The organism is Streptomyces sp. CB09001 (assembly GCF_003369795.1).
Lineage (GTDB): Bacteria > Actinomycetota > Actinomycetes > Streptomycetales > Streptomycetaceae > Streptomyces.
The window spans coordinates 4,269,714-4,288,608 of record NZ_CP026730.1 but is presented as its reverse complement, the minus strand read 5'-3'; the positions used below and the strand labels follow the sequence as shown (position 1 = coordinate 4,288,608).

Here is an 18,895-nt window from a genome sequence, read left to right as displayed (position 1 = left end):
CAGCAGCCCCTCACAGCTTCATCAGGCTGGCGTCGTCGACCGAGGCCGAGTGGCGGGAACGGAACAGGGACACGATGATCGCGAGCCCGACCACGACCTCCGCGGCGGCGACGACCATCGTGAAGAAGGCGATGATCTGGCCGTCGAGGTTGCCGTGCATGCGGGAGAAGGCGACGAACGCGAGGTTGCAGGCGTTGAGCATCAGCTCGATGCACATGAAGACCACGATCGCGTTGCGCCGGACCAGCACGCCGGTGGCACCGATCGTGAACAGCAGCGCCGCGAGGTAGAGGTAGTTGACGGGGTTCACTTCGACGCCTCCTCGGACTGCTTGGAGTCGGGACCGGCCGCCTTGCGTTCCAGCCGGTCCTCGGCCCGCTGCTCCAGCGCCTTCAGGTCGCCCAGGGCCTCCATCGACACGTCACGGATCTGGCCCCGCTCGCGCAGCGTCTTGCTGACCGTCAGCTCGGAGGGGGTGCCGTCGGGCAGCAGCCCCGCGATGTCGACCGCGTTGTGCCGGGCGTACACGCCGGGTGCCGGCAGCGGCGGCAGGTGCCTGCCCTCGCGGATGCGCTGCTCGGACAGCTCGCGCTGGGTTCGGGCGCGCTCGGTGCGCTCGCGGTGGGTGAGCACCATGGCACCGACGGCGGCCGTGATGAGCAGGGCACCGGTGATCTCGAAGGTGAAGACGTACTTGGTGAAGATGAGGGACGCGATGCCCTCCACGTTGCCGTTCGCGTTGGCCTGGGCGAGGCCGGTGAACTCCGAGACGGAGGCGTTGCCGATGCCGGCGATCAGCAGGATGCCGAAGCCGAGCCCGGACAGCAGGGCCAGCCAGCGCTGGCCCTTGATGGTCTCCTTCAACGAGTCCGCCGCGGTGACACCGACGAGCATCACCACGAACAGGAACAGCATCATGATGGCGCCGGTGTAGACGACGATCTGCACGATGCCCAGGAAGTAGGCGCCGTTGGCGAGGTAGAACACCGCCAGGACGATCATCGTCCCGGCGAGGCACAGCGCGCTGTGCACGGCCTTCTTCATGAAGACGGTGCACAGGGCGCCGATCACCGCGACCGTGCCGAGGATCCAGAACTGGACGGCCTCTCCGGTGGAGGTACCGGCGGAGAGAGTGGCCGCGGCGGCGAGCTGCGCGCTCATCGGCGGATCACCTCCTCCGACGCCGGCTCCGTCGCGCCGAAGGTCGAGTCGCCCTCCTGGACCACCTCGCCCTTGGAGTGGGCGACCTGCTGGACCGTGCCGGGCGCGGCCTCGGTGACCAGGCCCCGGTAGTAGTCCTGTTCGTCGGTGCCCGGGTAGATGGCGTGGGGCGAGTCGACCATGCCCTCCTCCAGACCGGCGAGCAGCTGGTCCTTGGTGAAGATGAGGTTGGCACGGCTGGAGTCGGCCAGCTCGAACTCGTTGGTCATCGTCAACGCGCGCGTGGGGCACGCCTCGATGCACAGGCCGCACAGGATGCAGCGGGCGTAGTTGATCTGGTAGACGCGGCCGTACCGCTCGCCCGGCGAGTAGCGCTCCTCGTCGGTGTTGTCCGCGCCCTCCACGTAGATGGCGTCGGCGGGACAGGCCCAGGCGCACAGCTCGCAGCCGACGCACTTCTCCAGGCCGTCCGGATGGCGGTTGAGCTGGTGCCGTCCGTGGAAGCGTGGAGCGGTGGTCTTCTGCTGCTCCGGGTACTGCTCGGTCAGCCGCTTCTTGAACATGGCCTTGAAGGTCACGCCGAAGCCGGCCACGGGATTCATGAAACCGGGGTCGGTCCCCTTGTGGTCCACGTGTTCCGTGTTGTCCCTGTGTTCTTCGCGTTCCTCAGCCATCGGACGCCTCCTTTCCATCCGTAGGTCCGCCCGCAGGTCCGTCACTGTGAGTATCGGGCCCACCACTGACAATCAGCTCCCGCTCCCGGCGGGGACGGCGCCTGGGCACCGGCGGCACCTGCTGTCCGGGCATCGGCGGGACGGGGAATCCGCCGGCCATCGGGTCGAAGGCGGCCTCGGTCCCGGTCCCGGTCCCGGTCTCGGTCTCGGTCTCGGCAGGCCGGTCGGCGGCCTTGCCGCCCTTGTCGCGGTACATGTCGACGAGGAAAGACAACAGCAGCAGGACCAGGACGCCGCCGCCGATGTAGAGGGCGATGTCGCTGAAGCCGTAGTTCTCGTTCCTGAGGGCCCGCACGGTCGCGACCAGCATCAGCCAGACCAGGGAGACCGGGATGAGGACCTTCCAGCCGAGCTTCATCAACTGGTCGTAGCGGACCCGGGGAAGAGTGCCGCGCAGCCAGATGAAGAAGAACAGCAGCAACTGGACCTTGATCACGAACCAGAGCAGCGGCCACCAGCCGTGGTTGGCGCCCTCCCAGAAGGTGCTGATCGGCCAGGGGGCCCGCCAGCCGCCGAGGAACAGCGTGGTGGCGACCGCCGAGACCGTCACCATGTTCACGTACTCGGCGAGCATGAACATCGCGAACTTGATCGACGAGTACTCGGTGTTGAAGCCGCCCACCAGGTCGCCCTCGGACTCGGGCATGTCGAAGGGGGCGCGGTTGGTCTCGCCGACCATCGTGACGATGTAGAGGATGAAGGAGACCGGCAGCAGCACGATGTACCAGCGGTCGTCCTGCTGGGCAACGATCTCCGAGGTGGACATCGACCCGGAGTAGAGGAACACCGAGGCGAACGCGGCCCCCATCGCGATCTCGTAGGAGATCATCTGGGCGCAGGAGCGCAGGCCGCCGAGCAGCGGGTACGTCGATCCGGAGCTCCAGCCGGCGAGCACGATGCCGTAGATGCCGACCGAGGCGACCGCCAGGATGAACAGCATGGCAATCGGCAGGTCGGTGAGCTGCATGGCGGTGCGGTGGCCGAAGATCGAGACCTCGTTGCCGGCCGGTCCGAAGGGGATCACCGCGATCGCCATGAAGGCCGGGATGGCCGCCACGATCGGCGCGAGGATGTAGACCGCCTTGTCGGCGCGCTTGACGACGAGGTCTTCCTTGAGCATCAGCTTGATGCCGTCGGCGAGCGACTGGAGCATGCCCCAGGGGCCGTGCCGGTTCGGACCGATGCGCAGCTGCATCCAGGCGACGACCTTGCGCTCCCACACGATGGAGAACAGCACGGTCACCATCAGGAAGGCGAAGCAGAACACCGCCTTGACGACCACCAGCCACCAGGGGTCGGTGCCGAACATCGAGAGGTCTTCAGCGGCGAGGTACGGGCTCATGCCTCCACCTCCTTGGGGGCGGCGCCCGCGGGCGTCGCCGGACCGATGCGGACGAGGGTTCCGGGCAGTACCCCGGCGTCGGAGGCGACACCGGAGCCGGCCGAGTTCAGCGGAAGCCAGACCACCCGGTCGGGCATCTCGGTGACCTGCAGCGGGAGTTCGACGACTCCGGCGGGGCCGGTCACGGCGAGGACGTCGCCGTCCTTGACGCCCGCCTCGGCTGCCGTGGCGGCCGACAGCCGCGCGCGGGCGGCGTGCCGGGTGCCTGCGAGCGCCTCGTCGCCCTGCTGCAACAGGCCCTGGTCGAGCAGGAGCCGGTGCCCGGCCAGTACGGCCTCTCCGGCGGCCGGCCGCGGCAGCGCGCTCGCGGTCTGCAGCGGCTCACCGGCCCGCGGCCCGTCCCAGGCACCGAGCCGGTCGATCTCCGCGCGCGTGGTGCGCAGATCGGGCAGGCCGAGGTGGACGTCCATGGCGTCGGCCAGCATCTGCAGGACGCGGGCGTCGGCGGGGGCCAGGCGGCGGGTCATCTGGTCGGGCTTGAGCGCGGCCTCGAAGAAGCGCACCCTGCCCTCCCAGTTCAGGAAGGTGCCGGGCTTCTCGGCGACCGCGGCGACGGGCAGGACGACGTCGGCGCGTTCGGTGACCTCGCTGGGCCGCAGCTCCAGCGACACCACGAACCCGGCCTCGTCGAGTGCCGCACGCGCGCGCGTGGGGTCGGGCAGGTCGGCGACCTCCACGCCCGCCACGAGCAGCGCCTGGAGTTCGCCCCGGGCCGCGGCCTCGATGATCTCGCCGGTGTCGCGGCCGTAGCGGTGCGGGAGGTCGGCCAGGCCCCACAGGGCGGCGACCTCCTCACGCGCGCGCGGGTCGGTCGCCGGGCGCCCACCGGGCAGCAGCGACGGCAGTGCGCCCGCCTCGATCGCGCCGCGCTCTCCGGCCCGGCGCGGGATCCACACCAGCCGGGCGCCGGTCGCCGTCGAGGTCCGTACGGCGGAGGTGAGGCCGCCGGCCACGGACGCCAGCCGTTCGCCGACGACGATCACGGCGCCCTCGGCGCGCAGGGCCTCGGCCGCCTGGGCGCCGCCCTCCTCCAGGCCGACGCCGCTCGCGAGGGCGTCCAGCCACTCGGTCTCGGTGCCGGGGGCGGCGGGGAGCAGGGTGCCGCCCGCCTTCTCCAGGCCCCGCGTGGCGTGCGTGGCCAGCGAGAAGACCTTCTGCCCGTGCCCCCGCCAGGCCTTGCGCAGCCGGAGGAAGACGCCGGGCGCCTCCTCCTCGGCCTCGAAGCCGACCAGCAGGACCGCGGGCGCCTTCTCCAGCGACGTGTACGTGACGCCGGTGCCGTCCAGGTCGCGGCCGCGTCCGGCGATCCGGGCGGCCAGGAAGTCGGCCTCCTCGGCGCTGTGCACGCGCGCGCGGAAGTCGATGTCGTTGGTGTCGAGCGCCACGCGCGCGAACTTGCTGTACGCGTAGGCGTCCTCGACGGTGAGCCGCCCGCCGGTCAGGACGCCGGTGCGGCCCCTGGAGGCAAGCAGTCCCTGCGCGGCGATCTGCAGCGCCTCCGGCCAGGAGGCCGGCTCCAGCTCGCCCTCGGCGTTGCGCACCAGGGGCGTGGTGAGCCGGTCCCGCTGCTGGGCGTACCGGAAGCCGAAACGCCCCTTGTCGCAGATCCACTCCTCGTTGACCTCGGGCTCGTTGGCCGCGAGGCGCCGCATGACCTTGCCGCGCCGGTGGTCGGTGCGGGTCGCGCAGCCGCCGGAGCAGTGCTCGCACACCGACGGCGAGGAGATCAGGTCGAAGGGCCGGGAGCGGAACCGGTAGGCCGCCGAGGTCAGGGCGCCGACCGGGCAGATCTGGATGGTGTTGCCGGAGAAGTACGACTCGAAGGGGTCGCCCTCGCCGGTACCGACCTGCTGGAGCGCGCCCCGCTCGATCAGCTCGATCATCGGGTCGCCCGCGACCTGGTTGGAGAACCGGGTGCAGCGGGCGCACAGCACGCAGCGCTCGCGGTCGAGCAGCACCTGCGTCGAGATCGCCACCGGCTTCTCGTAGGTCCGCTTCTTGCCCTCGAAGCGGGAGTCGGCCTGGCCGTGCGACATCGCCTGGTTCTGCAGGGGGCACTCGCCGCCCTTGTCGCAGACCGGGCAGTCCAGCGGGTGGTTGATGAGCAGCAGCTCCATCACACCGTGCTGTGCCTTCTCGGCGACGGGGGAGGTGAGCTGTGTCTTCACCACCATGCCGTCGGTGCAGGTGATGGTGCAGGACGCCATGGGCTTGCGCTGGCCCTCGACCTCGACGATGCACTGGCGGCAGGCGCCGGCCGGGTCGAGGAGGGGGTGGTCGCAGAACCGGGGGATCTCGATGCCGAGCTGCTCGGCGGCCCGGATGACCAGCGTGCCCTTGGGGACACTGATCTCGGCGCCGTCGATCGTCAGCGATACGAGGTCCTCCGGCGGGACCGCCGCCTCTCCCCCTCCCGAGGGAGCATTGGTGGTCACTGTCATGCCTTCACCTCCGTGCGGTCGGCCCAGGCCGTCGACTTGGCCGGGTCGAAGGGGCAGCCGCGGCCCGTGATGTGCTCCTCGTACTCCTCGCGGAAGTACTTGAGCGAGGAGAAGATCGGCGAGGCGGCACCGTCGCCGAGGGCGCAGAAGGACTTGCCGTTGATGTTGTCGGCGATGTCGTTCAGCTTGTCGAGGTCGGACATCTGTCCCTTGCCGGCCTCGATGTCGCGCAGCAACTGGACGAGCCAGTAGGTGCCTTCGCGGCAGGGTGTGCACTTGCCGCAGGACTCGTGGGCGTAGAACTCGGTCCAGCGGGTGACGGCGCGCACGACGCAGGTCGTCTCGTCGAAGCACTGGAGCGCCTTGGTGCCGAGCATGGAACCGGCGGCGCCCACTCCTTCGTAGTCGAGGGGGACGTCGAGGTGCTCCTCGGTGAACATCGGCGTCGAGGAACCGCCGGGCGTCCAGAACTTGAGGCGGTGGCCGGGGCGCATGCCGCCGCTCATGTCGAGGAGCTGGCGCAGTGTGATGCCGAGCGGGGCCTCGTACTGGCCGGGGCCCGCGACGTGGCCGCTGAGCGAGTAGAGCGTGAAGCCCGGGGACTTCTCGCTGCCCATCGACCTGAACCAGTCCTTGCCCTTGTTCAGGATCGCGGGAACTGAAGCGATGGATTCGACGTTATTCACCACAGTCGGGCACGCGTAGAGGCCCGCGACGGCAGGAAAGGGGGGACGGAGCCGCGGTTGACCCCGGCGGCCTTCGAGCGAGTCGAGCAGTGCGGTCTCCTCACCGCAGATGTACGCGCCCGCGCCCGCGTGCACGGTGAGGGTGAGGTCGAGTCCGCTGCCCAGGATGTTCTCGCCGAGGAAGCCGGCCGCGTAGGCCTCGCGCACGGCCTCGTGCAACCGCCGCAGCACTGGGACGACTTCACCACGCAGATAGATGAAGGCATGCGAAGACCTGATGGCGTAACACGCGATGACGATGCCCTCGATGAGGCTGTGCGGGTTCGCGAAGAGGAGCGGGATGTCCTTGCAGGTTCCCGGCTCCGATTCGTCGGCGTTGACAACTAGATAGTGAGGCTTGCCGTCCCCCTGAGGAATGAACTGCCACTTCATCCCCGTCGGGAACCCGGCACCGCCGCGTCCACGCAGACCGGACTCCTTGACGTACGCGATCAGGTCGTCCGGCGCCATCGCCAGCGCCTTGCGAAGTCCCTCGTACCCCTCGTGCCTCCGGTAGACGTCGAGAGTCCACGACTCGTCCTCGTCCCAGAAGGCCGACAGCACGGGTGCGAGCAGCTTCTCCGGGCTGCTGCCCCTGATCTCGGCTGCCACGGTCATCACTCCCCCTCCTCGGCGGTAGGCCCTGCCGGGTTGGAAGGGTCGGATGCCGATGTGTCCTGCGGCGCGTCGTGCGAGCTGAGGTGTTCCGTCGGGGACGGGTCGTGCACAGCCCGGTCCTGCGGCGCGTCGTGCGGTCCGCCGTCCCGCGGGTGCACCACGCGTGCGGCGGGCACTTCGCCCTTCGCCAGCTTCAGGCCGGCCAGGGAGGCGGGACCCGCGCTGCCGCCGGCCGCGACGGCGCCGTCCCGCTCGTCGGGGAAGCCCGCCAGGATCCGGGCGGTCTCCTTGAAGGTGCACAGCGGCGCACCGCGCGTGGGCGTCACCGGCCGTCCCGCGCGCAGGTCGTCGACGAGGTCCTTGACGGTCGCCGGGGTCTGGTTGTCGAAGAACTCCCAGTTGACCATCACGACCGGTGCGAAGTCGCAGGCCGCGTTGCACTCGATGTGCTCCAGGGTGACCTTGCCGTCGTCGGTGGTCTCGCCGTTGCCGACGCCGAGGTGGTCCTGGAGGGACTCGAAGATGGCGTCGCCGCCCATCACCGCGCACAGCGTGTTGGTGCAGACCCCGACCTGGTAGTCGCCGCTGGGCCGGCGCCGGTACATGGTGTAGAAGGTCGCGACCGCGGTGACCTCGGCGGTGGTGAGGTCCAGCATGTCCGCGCAGAACTGCATCCCGGTGCGCGTGACGTGTCCCTCCTCCGACTGCACCAGGTGCAGCAACGGCAGGAGGGCGGACCGGGAGTCCGGGTAGCGGGCGATGACCTCGCGCGCGTCGGTCTCCAGCCGGGCCCGGACGTCGTCCGGGTAGGCGGGCGCGGGCAGTTCCGGCATGCCCAGGCTGACGCCCCGCTCCGAAGAAGAGGTGGTCACCGGTCGACGCCTCCCATCACGGGGTCGATGGACGCCACCGCGACGATGACGTCGGCGACCTGGCCGCCCTCGCACATCGCCGCCATGGCCTGCAGGTTGGTGAAGGACGGGTCGCGGAAGTGGACCCGGAAGGGTCGGGTGCCACCGTCGGAGACGACGTGCACGCCGAGCTCGCCCTTGGGGGACTCGACCGCCGTGTACGCCTGTCCCGGCGGTACCCGGAAGCCCTCGGTGACCAGCTTGAAGTGGTGGATCAGGGCCTCCATGGAGGTGCCCATGATCTTCTTGATGTGGTCGAGGGAGTTGCCCAGGCCGTCCGGCCCCAGGGCGAGCTGGGCGGGCCAGGCGATCTTCTTGTCGGCGACCATGACCGGGCCGGGCTGGAGCCGGTCCAGGCACTGCTCGACGATCCTGAGCGACTGGCGCATCTCCTCCAGCCGGATCAGGAAGCGGCCGTAGGAGTCGCAGGTGTCGGCGGTCGGGACGTCGAAGTCGTACGTCTCGTAGCCGCAGTACGGCTGGGTCTTGCGCAGGTCGTGCGGGAGGCCGGTGGACCTGAGGACGGGGCCGGTGGCGCCGAGGGCCATGCAGCCGGCCAGGTCGAGGTAGCCGACGTCCTGCATGCGGGCCTTGAAGATGGGGTTCCCGGTGGCGAGCTTGTCGTACTCGGGGAGGTTCTTGTTCATCTTCTTCACGAACTCGCGGATCTGGTCCACGGCGCCCGGCGGCAGGTCCTGGGCGAGTCCGCCCGGGCGGATGTACGCGTGGTTCATCCTGAGGCCGGTGATCAGCTCGTAGATGTCGAGAATCAGTTCACGATCGCGGAAGCCGTAGATCATGATCGTGGTGGCGCCCAGCTCCATGCCGCCGGTGGCGATGGCCACCAGGTGCGAGGAGAGCCGGTTCAGCTCCATCAGCAGGACCCGGATGATCGTGGCGCGGTCCGGGATCTGGTCCTCGATGCCCAGGAGTTTCTCGACGCCCAGGCAGTACGCCGCCTCGTTGAAGAACGGCGTCAGGTAGTCCATGCGCGTCACGAACGTGGTGCCCTGCGTCCAGTTCCGGTACTCGAGGTTCTTCTCGATGCCGGTGTGCAGGTAGCCGATGCCGCAGCGGGCCTCGGTGACCGTCTCGCCGTCGATCTCCAGGATGAGGCGGAGCACGCCGTGTGTGGACGGGTGCTGCGGGCCCATGTTGACGACGATGCGCTCGTCGTCGGCGCGGGCCGCGGACTGGACGACCTCGTCCCAGTCACCGCCGGTGACCGTGTAGACGGTGCCTTCGGTCGTCTCCCTGGGGGAGGCGTGGGAAGTGCTCACGAGTACGACCTCCGCTGGTCCGGAGCCGGGATCTGGGCGCCCTTGTACTCGACGGGGATGCCGCCGAGGGGGTAGTCCTTGCGCTGCGGAAAGCCCTGCCAGTCGTCCGGCATCATGATCCGCGTCAGGGCCGGGTGATCGTCGAAGACGATGCCGAAGAAGTCGTACGTCTCGCGCTCGTGCCAGTCGTTGGTCGGGTAGACGGAGACCAGCGACGGGATGTGCGGGTCGCCGTCGGGGGCGCTGACTTCGAGACGGATCAGCCGGTTGTGGGTGATCGAGCGCAGGTGGTAGACGGCGTGCAGCTCGCGGCCCTTGTCGTGCGGGTAGTGGACACCGCTGACGCCGGTGCACAGTTCGAAGCGCAGGGCCGGGTCGTCGCGCAGGGTGCGGGCCACCCGGACCAGGTGCTCGCGCTCGATGTGGAAGGTCACCTCGCCGCGGTCGACGACCGTCTTCTCGATGGCGTTCTCGGGCAGGAGCCCCTGCTCCTCCAGTGCGCCCTCGAGTTCGTCGGCGACCTCGTCGAACCAACCGCCGTAGGGCCGGCTCGCCGGTCCGGGGAGCCGGACGGAGCGGACCAGGCCGCCGTAGCCGGAGGTGTCGCCGCCGTTGTTGGCTCCGAACATGCCGCGCTGGACGCGGATCTCCTCGCCGCCCTGGCCCCGCTGGCCGGGGAGGTTCTCCGCGGACAGGTCCTTCTCGGGGTTGACCTCGTTCGCGTCACCCGCGGTGTTGTTCGCGTCACTCACCGCAGCAGCCCCTTCATCTCGATCGTGGGCAGGGCCTTGAGGGCCGCCTCCTCCGCCTCGCGGGCCGCTTCCTCGGCGTTGACCCCGAGCTTGGAGCTCTGGATCTTCTGGTGGAGCTTGAGGATGGCGTCCATCAGCATCTCGGGCCGCGGCGGGCAGCCGGGGAGGTAGATGTCGACGGGGACGACGTGGTCGACGCCCTGGACGATGGCGTAGTTGTTGAACATGCCGCCCGAGGAGGCGCAGACCCCCATGGAGATGACCCACTTCGGGTTCGGCATCTGGTCGTAGACCTGTCGCAGCACCGGCGCCATCTTCTGGCTGACCCGGCCCGCGACGATCATCAGGTCCGCCTGCCGCGGCGAACCGCGGAAGACCTCCATGCCGAAGCGCGCCAGGTCGTAGCGGCCGGCGCCGGTGGTCATCATCTCGATGGCACAGCAGGCGAGGCCGAACGTGGCCGGGAAGACGGACGACTTGCGTACCCAGCCCGCGGCCTGCTCGACGGTGGTCAGCAGGAAGCCGCTCGGCAGTTTTTCTTCGAGTCCCATGTCAAAGGCCCCTCAGTCCCATTCCAGGCCGCCGCGCCGCCATACGTACGCGTACGCGACGAAGACGGTGAGCACGAAGAGCAGCATCTCCACGAGCCCGAAAATCCCCAGGGCGTCGAAGGTGACGGCCCAGGGGTAGAGGAAGACGATCTCGATATCGAAGATGATGAAGAGCATCGCCGTCAGGTAGTACTTGATGGGGAAGCGCCCGCCGCCGGCCGGCGTGGGGGTCGGCTCGATGCCGCACTCGTAGGCCTCGAGCTTCGCCCGGTTGTACCGCTTCGGACCGATCAGCGTGGCCATCACCACGGAGAAGATCGCAAAGCCTGCCCCGAGGGCTCCCAGTACGAGGATGGGCGCATACGCGTTCACCGCTCCTCGCTCCTCTCAGTCGGCACTGACTGCTGGCGGTTGCACTGGACTCACAGCCGCCCCAACAGCCCCACGAGCCCCGCCCGTCCCGACGAAGATCGCGAACATGTGAAGCAGGTCACAAGCCCAACTGCCTCGCATCCTATGCCCGACGCTCTGTGATCTGCGACACGGGGTATTGCACAAGCTTTGTGATCTCCACCACCTGACGAACGATCATGAAGTCGGATGAGCGGTGATCTTCACACAAGAAGCGTTCACCTGATCACCAGAGGTGACATTTTCACTCGTCGTCGCTGGCCAGAGGGTCCGAGCGAGGTGCGTCTCAATATCAAGATGGTTCCCTTGCATGCAAATTGGCGTTGGACGCACGCCCTTGATAGAGGAGGCGTTCACACATGAGAGGGAGGGCCGGAGGGTGGTGTGGACACGTGCACGCGTTCACGAGCGGCGGCGCGCACCCGGCAGTCATCGCCGCACCGGCCGAGGGGGCCGAGGAGGCCGGCCGGCGCACCCCGCACGCGACGGACGCGTGCGCCGGGGTAACCGTTCCGTGACCTGCGCCACATTCATGAGAGACGTCTGAGAACCGGGCTTGGCCAAGTGTCCCAACAAGTGGTAAGCGCGGGGCAATTCGGGCGTAACGATCAAAGACCGTGATCACAGGCCGGTTACGGCCCGTCCACTATGTCCGTTACGGCGTCAATAAAGAGCGACACGCCCGGGATTCGGCGGCTCGATTGAACAACTGTGGCGCAGCACACGTTTCTTGAAGGTATGGAGGAGCTACTGATACCGGTTGTCCCTATGTCCCACACCGCTCACATACGCAGCCACCGGAAGCCCCGCCGCAGCGCGTCGACGATCGCGATGCGGACCGGAGTTGCCGGTGGCGTCCTCAGCACCCTGGCAGTGGCCGGTGCGTCGGGGGCGGCCCACGCGGCCGAACCCGTGACGCAGACCCTCGAACTGCCCACCCTGACGGCCGACCTGGCCGCTCAGGTCGCCCAGTCCGCGGACGTCACGCAGCAGGCGGCCGCGAGCTACCAGCTGCAGGCCGAGCGTGACGCGGCGGCAGCCAAGGCCGCCAAGCAGGCCAAGACGGACCTCGCCGAGGCCAAGAAGAAGGCCGCGGAAGCCAAGAGGAAGGCCGCGGAGGCCGCACGCAAGGAGGCCGCCGAACGCGCCTCGCGCACCGCCGAGCGCACCACCCTGAGCGCCTCCGCGGACTCCGGTTCCTCGACCGGCACCGGCGCCGGCAGCAGCACCGGCACGTCCACGGCGACCGGGTCGGCCGCCGCCGTCGTCTCCTTCGCGCAGGCCCAGGTCGGCAAGGCGTACGTCTCCGGCGCCACCGGCCCGTCCGCCTACGACTGCTCCGGTCTCGTGCAGGCCGCCTTCAAGCAGGTCGGCATCAGCCTGCCCCGCGTCTCCCAGGCGCAGTCGACGGCCGGCACCCAGGTCGGGCTGGACAACCTCCAGCCGGGCGACATCCTCTACTGGGGCGGCGCGGGCAGCGCGTACCACGTGGGTGTCTACGTCGGCGGCGGCATGTTCGTCGGCGCGCAGAACTCCTCCACGGGCGTCGTGGAGAGGCCCCTCTCCTACGACCCGCCGAGCGGCGCGGTGCGCGTCCTGTAAGCCGCACCCACCCGTACACACGCGAAAGGGCCGCAGCCGCTCGGGGGCTGCGGCCCTCCGCCCTCTCCTGGCATGCTCGGCGCGGGCCGGTACCCACCGGCCCGCCCACGAGCCGAAGGAGAGAACGTCATGCCGAGCGTCTTCGTCCAGGGGCGGCCCACCGCCTCCTACCCCCCGTTCGCGCCCGAAGCCCGGCGCGGAGCGGTGCGGCGCGTCACCGAGGTCGGCGAGGAGGTGCTGCACCGGCCTTGCCGGGACGTCACGGAGTTCGGGCCCGACCTCGCCGCGCTGATCGACGACATGTTCCGCACGATGTACGTCGCGGAGGGGGCCGGACTGGCGGCCAATCAGGTCGGCGTCGACCTGCGCCTGTTCGTCTACGACTGCCCCGACGACAACGGTGTCCGACATGTCGGACACATCGTCAATCCAGTCCTCGACGGTCTCGAGCCGGCCGCGCGCCGGCTGCTCGACGAGGGCGAGGGGTGCCTGTCCGTGCCGGGCGCCGTCATGGCCGTACCGCGGCCCGACCGGGCCGTCGTGCGCGGCCTGGACAAGGACGGCGCGCCGCTCCTCGTCGAGGGCACGGGCTACTTCGCGCGCAGCCTCGCCCACGAGACCGACCACGTGAACGGGCACGTCTACCTGGACCGGCTCTCCGGCCGGGAGCGGAAGGCGGCGCTGCGGCAGTCGGCGGACCGGCGCGAGGAGGTCTTCGCGCGCCGGGCCGCCAACGCCGCGGCCTTCGCCGCCTGACCGGCCCCCGGGGCCCCGTCTCAGGGCCCGGTTCCAGGGCCCGGTTCCAGGCCGGGCCCTCGGTTCACGCCTTCGGCGCGACCTTGCTCAGTCCGTTGATGATGCGGTCCATCGCGTCGCCGCCCGTCGGGTCCGTCAGGTTGGCGAGCATCTTCAGGGTGAACTTCATCAGGATCGGGTGGGTGAGGCCGCGCTGGGTCGCGATCTGCATGACCTTCGGGTTGCCGATGAGCTTCACGAAGGCGCGGCCCAGGTTGTAGTAGCCGCCGTAGGTGTCCTTCAGGACGCGCGGGTAGCGCTGCAGGGCGATCTCGCGCTGGGCCGGGGTGGCCCGCGCGTGGGCCTGGACGACGACGTCGGCGGCGATCTGGCCGGACTCCATGGCGTAGGCGATGCCCTCGCCGTTGAAGGGGTTCACCAGACCGCCGGCGTCGCCGACGAGGAGCAGACCCTTGGTGTAGTGGGGCTGGCGGTTGAAGGCCATGGGCAGCGCGGCGCCGCGGATCGGGCCGGTCATGTTGTCCGGGGTGTAGCCCCAGTCCTCGGGCATGGACGCGCACCAGGCCTTGAGGATCTCGCGCCAGTCCAGTTCCTTGAAGGCGGCGGAGGTGTTCAGGACGCCCAGGCCGACGTTGGAGGTGCCGTCGCCCATGCCGAAGACCCAGCCGTAGCCGGGCAGCAGGCGGTCCTGCGGGCCGCGCCGGTCCCAGAGTTCCAGCCAGGACTCCAGGTAGTCGTCGTCGTGGCGGGGCGAGGTGAAGTAGGTGCGGACGGCGACGCCCATGGGGCGGTCCTCGCGGCGGTGCAGGCCCATCGCCAGGGACAGGCGCGTGGAGTTGCCGTCGGCGGCCACGACCAGCGGCGCGTGGAAGGTGACCTCGCGCTTGTCCTCGCCCAGCTTGGCGTGGACGCCGGTGATGCGGCCGGTGCGGTCGTCGACGATCGGCGCGCCCACGTTGCAGCGCTCGTAGAGCCGGGCGCCTGCCTTCTGGGCCTGCCTGGCCAGCTGCTCGTCGAAGTCGTCGCGCTTGCGGACGAGTCCGTAGTCGGGGAAGGAGGCCAGATCCGGCCAGTCCAGCTGGAGGCGGGAGCCGCCGCCGATGATGCGCAGGCCCTTGTTGCGCAGCCAGCCGGCCTCCTCGGAGATGTCGATGCCCATGGCGACGAGTTGCTTGACCGCGCGCGGGGTGAGGCCGTCGCCGCAGACCTTCTCCCTGGGAAACGCGGTCTTCTCGAGGAGCAGGACGTCCAGTCCCGACCTCGCCAGGTGGTACGCGGTCGTGGAGCCGGCCGGCCCCGCGCCCACGACGATGACGTCGGCGGTGTTCTCGGAGAGCGGCTCGGTCTCGACGGTCACGGCGGGATCTCCCCAAGTTCGGAATCTGCGTGCCGACCGGCACTGGTCATGGGCAGTCTATTCAGCGTCACCGACCACCCGGCTGAAGGGCTGCCCAGTGAAGCGACCTCTCCCCGTTGTACGGTTGCGCGTCCCCACCGACGAGGACGCCGTCGCCTGGCACCGGATCTTCGACGACCCGGACGTCATGGAGTTCCACGGCGGGAGGGCGGCGGAGCTGTCCGTCTACGAGGAGCTGACCGCCCGGCAGCGCCGGCACGACGCCGAGCACGGCTTCTGCCTGTGGACCGTGGTGGACGAGTCCGGGCAGGTCATAGGGTTCACCGGCGCCCAGCCGTGGCCGGGGGACTGGGGCCCCAAGGGCGAGATCGAGATCGGCTGGCGGCTCGGCAGGGCGCACTGGGGCAAGGGGTACGTCACGGCGGCCGCGCGGCAGACGCTGGAGCGGCTCCGCGGTGCGGGTGTGGCGGAAGTGGTCGCGATGGTCAACGCGCGCAACGCCCGGTCCATCGCGGTCACGGAGCGGCTGGGCATGCGGCTCGCCGAAGTCTTCACGATCCCGTCCTCGGAGCAGCGGGGGCACTGCTACCGCCTCGATCTGCTCCAGTACTGAGACCGCGATGACACAGAGTCGCCAACTGTCGCAGTCAGCCACTTGACGCTTCCGGGCGGTGCCCGGCGGCGCTAGTCTGCCGGGTACCGCTGGGGGTGACGTCCGTGCGCCTGGTATCCGAGAAACCCGATGTCCTCGTACCGCGCCTGGTCGGCCTCATGGCCGTGGACGCGTACGAGACCGCCCACGGACAGGGCCTGGACCTGTACGCGCCGGACCGGCCCGATCTCCGGACCGCCGTTGTCGACCACGTCGTACGCCAGTATCCGCGGCCCGGGGCGCACGTGCTCCGGGAGTCGACGGTGTACGTGTGGTTCGACTTCGGGGAGGGTGAGGGCGGCGGGGGCATCCGCGAGCCGCGCGTGCCCCGTCCTCCCCTGGGCGGGCTCCGCCGGGAGCTGGCGGAGCCGGGGCAACCGCCGTCCTACTGCGCCGCGCTCAGCTCGCCTTGAAGCCGCGGTGCAGCGTCACCACGCCGCCCGTCAGGTTGCGCCACGCGACCCTGGACCAGCCGGCCTTGCCCAGCCGCTCGGCGAGTGCCGGCTGGTCGGGCCAGGCCCGGATGGACTCGGCGAGGTAGACGTACGCGTCGGGGTTGGACGACACCGCGCGGGCGACCGGCGGCAGGGCGCGCATCAGGTACTCGGTGTAGACGGTGCGGAACGGCGCCCAGGTCGGGTGCGAGAACTCGCAGATGACGACCCGGCCGCCGGGCCGCGTCACCCGGTACATCTCGCGCAGCGCGGCGTCCGTGTCCTGGACGTTGCGCAGCCCGAAGGAGATGGTGACGGCGTCGAAGACGTCGTCCTTGAACGGCAGCCGGCTCGCGTCGCCCGCGGTGAACGGCAGCCAGGAGTGCCGTTCCTTGCCGACCTGGAGCATGCCCTGGGAGAAGTCGCAGGGGACGACGTAGGCGCCGGTGCGGGCGAAGGGGAGGGAGGAGGTCGCGGTGCCGGCCGCCAGGTCCAGGACCTTCTGCGCCGGGCGGGCGTCGACGGCTCTGGCGACCGCCTTGCGCCACGCCCGGTCCTGGCCGAGCGAGAGCACGGCGTTCGTCAGGTCGTACCGTTCCGCGACGTGGTCGAACATCGAGGCGACTTCGTGCGGCTGCTTGTTCAGGGAAGCGCGGGTCACGGGCCCATTGTTGCAGCCCCGCCCCGCGACCCCGAGCCGCAGCCCCGGCTCACGGCAGCGGGCGCGGCTCACGGCAGCAGGCGCGGCCTCTTCCGCGCGGCGATGTCCTCCACCCGTCCGAACAGCGGCACGGACACCGCGATCAGGGCCCAGCCCACTCCGAGCAGGTACCACTGGCTCTCCAGCGGCAGGTACGCCTCGAAGGCGGGCACGTCCCACAACCGGTCGATCAGGGGCACGCCCAGGACGAGGGCCGGCTCGTGCCAGAGGTAGACCGTCACCGCGCGGGCGTTGAACACCGCCACCGGCCGGTCCGGCCGCCGCAGCCGGACCAGTCCCGAGAAGTCGACCCTGAGCCGCGCCTTGGAGTACATCAGCAGCGTCACGAGCCCGGCCGGCCAGAAGGCCTGCGCGAGCGGGATGTCGTCGAGGTCGTAGGTGCCGTACTCGCCCCGGTGGCGCGAAGGCGTACCAGGCGCCGCAGGCGAGGGTGGTGAGCGACAGGGCGACGACGGTGACCGGCCTCGGGCGGACCGGCACGCCGTCGCGGTGAGGACGGGGCGTTCGGGACGGCGTTCGGCGCGTAGGGCTGTCGGACGAGCCCCGCGGGCCGGGCCGGGCGCTCAGCGCCCCCGGTACACCAGACGGCCGCCCACGACGGTGGCCACGCACGTGGACGCGCCCTCCCGCACGAGCGCGGCCCGGTCGGGTACGTCGAACACCGCGAACCGGGCGGGCTTGCCGGGAGCGAGTGCGGGAAGCAGCACCAGCGGCGCCGGCGAGAAGGAGGCGGGCCCGGGCAACGTGGCCGGACGCGCCGCCACGGCGAGCCCCGCCCCGCGCACCGCGTCCAGGGCCGCGCGGCCTCGCAGCTCCCCGGCGACGGCGACCGTTCCGTGCGCCAGCATGCGTTGGACCCCTCGGCGCGCGCTGGCGCCCCGCGCGGACGCGTCCGCACCGAGGAGTGCGAGCGCGCGCTGCCCGAAGATCGGCTCGGTGCCCAGCCGGTCCGCTTCGCGCGGGTCGGGGTGGTACGCCTGCTCCAGCAGTTCCGGCGCGTACGGGTTGAGGAGTCCGGGTGTGAGGATGCCGGGCCACCGGCGCACCCGCGCCCGCGGGTGGTCGGCGGCCAGTTCCTCGTACGGGCCGACGGCGGCGAGCTGCGCACCGTCGACCAGGACGGCCGTCTCGGGCGAGGCTTCGCAGGCGTGGATCGTCAGCACGGCGGCCTCAGTTGGGGGCCAGCAGCTTCAGCTCGGGGTGGGCCGTGCCGCCCTCGATCGCCGTGGAGGAGATGTGGGAGACGACGCGCTCGTCGACGGGATCGTTCGCCGGGTCGTCGTGCACGACGAGGTGCTCGTACGTCGTGGCCCGCTGCGCCGGGACCCGCCCCGCCTTCCTGATGAGATCGATGATCTCCAGCCGGTTGGACCGGTGCTTGGCGCCCGCGGAGGAGACGACGTTCTCCTCCAGCATGATCGAGCCGAGGTCGTCCGCGCCGTAGTGCAGGGAGAGCTGGCCGACCTCCTTGCCGGTGGTCAGCCAGGAGCCCTGGATGTGGGCGACGTTGTCGAGGAAGACGCGGGCGATGGCGATCATCCGCAGGTACTCGAAGAGCGTGGCCTGCGTGCGGCCCTTCAGGTGGTTGTTCTCGGGCTGGTAGGTGTACGGGATGAAGGCGCGGAAGCCGCCGGTGCGGTCCTGCACGTCCCGGATCATGCGCAGGTGCTCGATGCGCTCGGCGTTGGTCTCGCCGGTGCCCATCAGCATGGTGGACGTCGACTCGACGCCCAGCCCGTGCGCGATCTCCATGATCTCCAGCCAGCGCTCGCCGGACTCCTTCAGCGGCGCGATCGCCTTGCGCGGCCGCTCGGGCAGCAGCTCCGCCCCGGCCCCGGCGAAGGAGTCGAGTCCGGCGGCGTGGATCCGCTGGATCGCCTCCCCGACGGACACCTTCGAGATCCGCGCCATGTGCTCGACCTCGCTCGCCCCCAGGCTGTGGATGACGAGCTGGGGGAACTCCTTCTTGATGGCGGCGAAGTGCTCCTCGTAGTACTCGACGCCGTAGTCCGGGTGGTGGCCGCCCTGGAACATGATCTGCGTGCCGCCCAGCTCGACCGTCTCCGCGCAGCGGCGCAGGATGTCGTCGAGGTCGCGGCTCCAGCCCTTCTTGGTGTCCTTGGGGGCCGCGTAGAAGGCGCAGAACTTGCACGCCGTGACGCACACGTTCGTGTAGTTGATGTTGCGCTCGATGATGTACGTCGCGATGTGCTCGGTGCCGGCGTACCGGCGCCTGCGTACGGCGTCGGCGGCGGCGCCGAGCGCGTGCAGCGGGGCGTCGCGATAGAGGTCGAGCGCCTCTTCGGGGGTGATCCGACCACCGGCGGCGGCGCGGTCGAGGATGGGCTGAAGGTCGGCCTTCTCGGTCACCGGCGTCCCTTTCGCAA

General features: G+C 70.2%; 19 protein-coding genes and 1 pseudogene. 4 read left to right on the top strand and 16 right to left on the bottom strand.

Annotated elements, in window-relative coordinates:
* Positions 1-10: 10 nt before the first annotated feature.
* From nuoK to C4J65_RS19955, 11 genes are read right to left on the bottom strand one after another with little or no spacing between them, the layout of a single operon-like run.
* Entirely contained in the window at positions 11-310 is a 300-nt protein-coding gene (gene nuoK, locus C4J65_RS20005; RefSeq protein ID WP_059299944.1) for an NADH-quinone oxidoreductase subunit NuoK, read from the bottom strand.
* Positions 307-1,161 (bottom strand): NADH-quinone oxidoreductase subunit J, encoded by an 855-nt coding sequence (locus tag C4J65_RS20000; RefSeq protein WP_115743632.1) that lies wholly within the window; start codon positions 1,159-1,161, stop codon positions 307-309. The genes nuoK and C4J65_RS20000 overlap by 4 nt, the downstream gene beginning before the upstream one ends.
* Positions 1,158-1,835: an NADH-quinone oxidoreductase subunit NuoI gene (nuoI, locus tag C4J65_RS19995; protein WP_162833256.1), complete on the bottom strand. Its 678-nt coding sequence runs from the start codon at positions 1,833-1,835 to the stop codon at positions 1,158-1,160. The genes C4J65_RS20000 and nuoI overlap by 4 nt, the downstream gene beginning before the upstream one ends.
* Entirely contained in the window at positions 1,828-3,237 is a 1,410-nt protein-coding gene (gene nuoH / locus C4J65_RS19990) for an NADH-quinone oxidoreductase subunit NuoH (RefSeq protein WP_115743631.1), read from the bottom strand. The genes nuoI and nuoH overlap by 8 nt, the downstream gene beginning before the upstream one ends.
* On the bottom strand, positions 3,234-5,738 hold the full coding sequence (locus C4J65_RS19985) for an NADH-quinone oxidoreductase subunit G (RefSeq protein WP_115743630.1): 2,505 nt from the start codon (positions 5,736-5,738) through the stop codon (positions 3,234-3,236). Before C4J65_RS19985 ends, nuoH begins: the two co-directional genes overlap by 4 nt.
* On the bottom strand, positions 5,735-7,084 hold the full coding sequence (gene nuoF / locus C4J65_RS19980) for an NADH-quinone oxidoreductase subunit NuoF (protein WP_205351039.1): 1,350 nt from the start codon (positions 7,082-7,084) through the stop codon (positions 5,735-5,737). Before nuoF ends, C4J65_RS19985 begins: the two co-directional genes overlap by 4 nt.
* Positions 7,081-7,953, bottom strand: coding sequence for an NADH-quinone oxidoreductase subunit NuoE (nuoE, locus tag C4J65_RS19975; protein ID WP_115743628.1), 873 nt, complete (start codon positions 7,951-7,953; stop codon positions 7,081-7,083). The genes nuoF and nuoE overlap by 4 nt, the downstream gene beginning before the upstream one ends.
* Positions 7,950-9,272 (bottom strand): NADH-quinone oxidoreductase subunit D, encoded by a 1,323-nt coding sequence (locus C4J65_RS19970; RefSeq protein WP_115743627.1) that lies wholly within the window; start codon positions 9,270-9,272, stop codon positions 7,950-7,952. The genes nuoE and C4J65_RS19970 overlap by 4 nt, the downstream gene beginning before the upstream one ends.
* Complete coding sequence (locus C4J65_RS19965) at positions 9,269-10,024, bottom strand: NADH-quinone oxidoreductase subunit C (RefSeq protein ID WP_115743626.1); 756 nt, start codon at positions 10,022-10,024, stop codon at positions 9,269-9,271. Before C4J65_RS19965 ends, C4J65_RS19970 begins: the two co-directional genes overlap by 4 nt.
* On the bottom strand, positions 10,021-10,575 hold the full coding sequence (locus C4J65_RS19960) for an NADH-quinone oxidoreductase subunit B (protein ID WP_006133126.1): 555 nt from the start codon (positions 10,573-10,575) through the stop codon (positions 10,021-10,023). The genes C4J65_RS19965 and C4J65_RS19960 overlap by 4 nt, the downstream gene beginning before the upstream one ends.
* Before the next feature lie 12 nt (positions 10,576-10,587).
* Positions 10,588-10,947, bottom strand: coding sequence for an NADH-quinone oxidoreductase subunit A (locus tag C4J65_RS19955; protein WP_003974383.1), 360 nt, complete (start codon positions 10,945-10,947; stop codon positions 10,588-10,590).
* Positions 10,948-11,754: 807 nt separating this feature from the next.
* Here C4J65_RS19955 and C4J65_RS19950 point away from each other — a divergent pair.
* Positions 11,755-12,588 carry a C40 family peptidase gene (locus C4J65_RS19950; protein WP_115743625.1) on the top strand — a complete coding sequence of 278 codons (834 nt, stop codon included), beginning with the start codon at positions 11,755-11,757 and terminating at the stop codon, positions 12,586-12,588.
* A 129-nt stretch (positions 12,589-12,717) separates the two neighbouring features.
* Complete coding sequence (gene def, locus C4J65_RS19945; protein ID WP_115743624.1) at positions 12,718-13,344, top strand: peptide deformylase; 627 nt, start codon at positions 12,718-12,720, stop codon at positions 13,342-13,344.
* Between the two features lie 64 nt (positions 13,345-13,408).
* Here the strand turns inward: def and C4J65_RS19940 are convergent, their stop codons facing one another.
* On the bottom strand, positions 13,409-14,701 hold the full coding sequence (locus tag C4J65_RS19940) for a geranylgeranyl reductase family protein (RefSeq protein WP_003974386.1): 1,293 nt from the start codon (positions 14,699-14,701) through the stop codon (positions 13,409-13,411).
* 97 nt (positions 14,702-14,798) lie between these two features.
* On the opposite strand from C4J65_RS19940, the gene C4J65_RS19935 reads away from it, so the two are divergent.
* Both C4J65_RS19935 and C4J65_RS19930 read left to right on the top strand, forming a co-directional pair.
* Entirely contained in the window at positions 14,799-15,314 is a 516-nt protein-coding gene (locus C4J65_RS19935; protein ID WP_115743623.1) for a GNAT family N-acetyltransferase, read from the top strand.
* 104 nt (positions 15,315-15,418) lie between these two features.
* Positions 15,419-15,766 carry a PASTA domain-containing protein gene (locus tag C4J65_RS19930; RefSeq protein ID WP_115746546.1) on the top strand — a complete coding sequence of 116 codons (348 nt, stop codon included), beginning with the start codon at positions 15,419-15,421 and terminating at the stop codon, positions 15,764-15,766.
* Here C4J65_RS19930 and C4J65_RS19925 read toward each other — a convergent pair.
* The 4 genes and pseudogenes from C4J65_RS19925 to mqnC form a co-directional block, all read right to left on the bottom strand.
* On the bottom strand, positions 15,753-16,448 hold the full coding sequence (locus C4J65_RS19925) for a demethylmenaquinone methyltransferase (RefSeq protein WP_115746545.1): 696 nt from the start codon (positions 16,446-16,448) through the stop codon (positions 15,753-15,755). The genes C4J65_RS19930 and C4J65_RS19925 overlap by 14 nt on opposite strands.
* Before the next feature lie 68 nt (positions 16,449-16,516).
* A pseudogene (locus C4J65_RS19920) lies at positions 16,517-17,000 on the bottom strand (acyltransferase); the annotation flags it as partial.
* A gap of 71 nt (positions 17,001-17,071) precedes the next feature.
* A complete protein-coding gene (locus tag C4J65_RS19915) occupies positions 17,072-17,671 on the bottom strand; it encodes a hypothetical protein (RefSeq protein WP_115743622.1) in 600 nt (199 codons plus the stop codon).
* Between the two features lie 7 nt (positions 17,672-17,678).
* The gene (gene mqnC, locus C4J65_RS19910) at positions 17,679-18,878 is read right to left on the bottom strand and encodes a cyclic dehypoxanthinyl futalosine synthase (protein ID WP_115743621.1); all 1,200 of its coding nucleotides are present in this window, start codon (positions 18,876-18,878) and stop codon (positions 17,679-17,681) included.
* Between the last annotated feature and the right edge of the window lie 17 nt (positions 18,879-18,895).

What these genes read in the sequence shown, in the direction of transcription:
- C4J65_RS20000 (WP_115743632.1), bottom strand. Translation starts at nt 1,161, where the DNA reads ATGAGCGCGCAGCTCGCCGCCGCGGCCACTCTCTCCGCCGGTACCTCC.
- nuoI (WP_162833256.1), bottom strand. Translation starts at nt 1,835, where the DNA reads ATGGCTGAGGAACGCGAAGAACACAGGGACAACACGGAACACGTGGAC.
- nuoH (WP_115743631.1), bottom strand. Translation starts at nt 3,237, where the DNA reads ATGAGCCCGTACCTCGCCGCTGAAGACCTCTCGATGTTCGGCACCGAC.
- C4J65_RS19985 (WP_115743630.1), bottom strand. Translation starts at nt 5,738, where the DNA reads ATGACAGTGACCACCAATGCTCCCTCGGGAGGGGGAGAGGCGGCGGTC.
- C4J65_RS19960 (WP_006133126.1), bottom strand. Translation starts at nt 10,575, where the DNA reads ATGGGACTCGAAGAAAAACTGCCGAGCGGCTTCCTGCTGACCACCGTC.
- C4J65_RS19950 (WP_115743625.1), top strand. Translation starts at nt 11,755, where the DNA reads ATGTCCCACACCGCTCACATACGCAGCCACCGGAAGCCCCGCCGCAGC.
- def (WP_115743624.1), top strand. Translation starts at nt 12,718, where the DNA reads ATGCCGAGCGTCTTCGTCCAGGGGCGGCCCACCGCCTCCTACCCCCCG.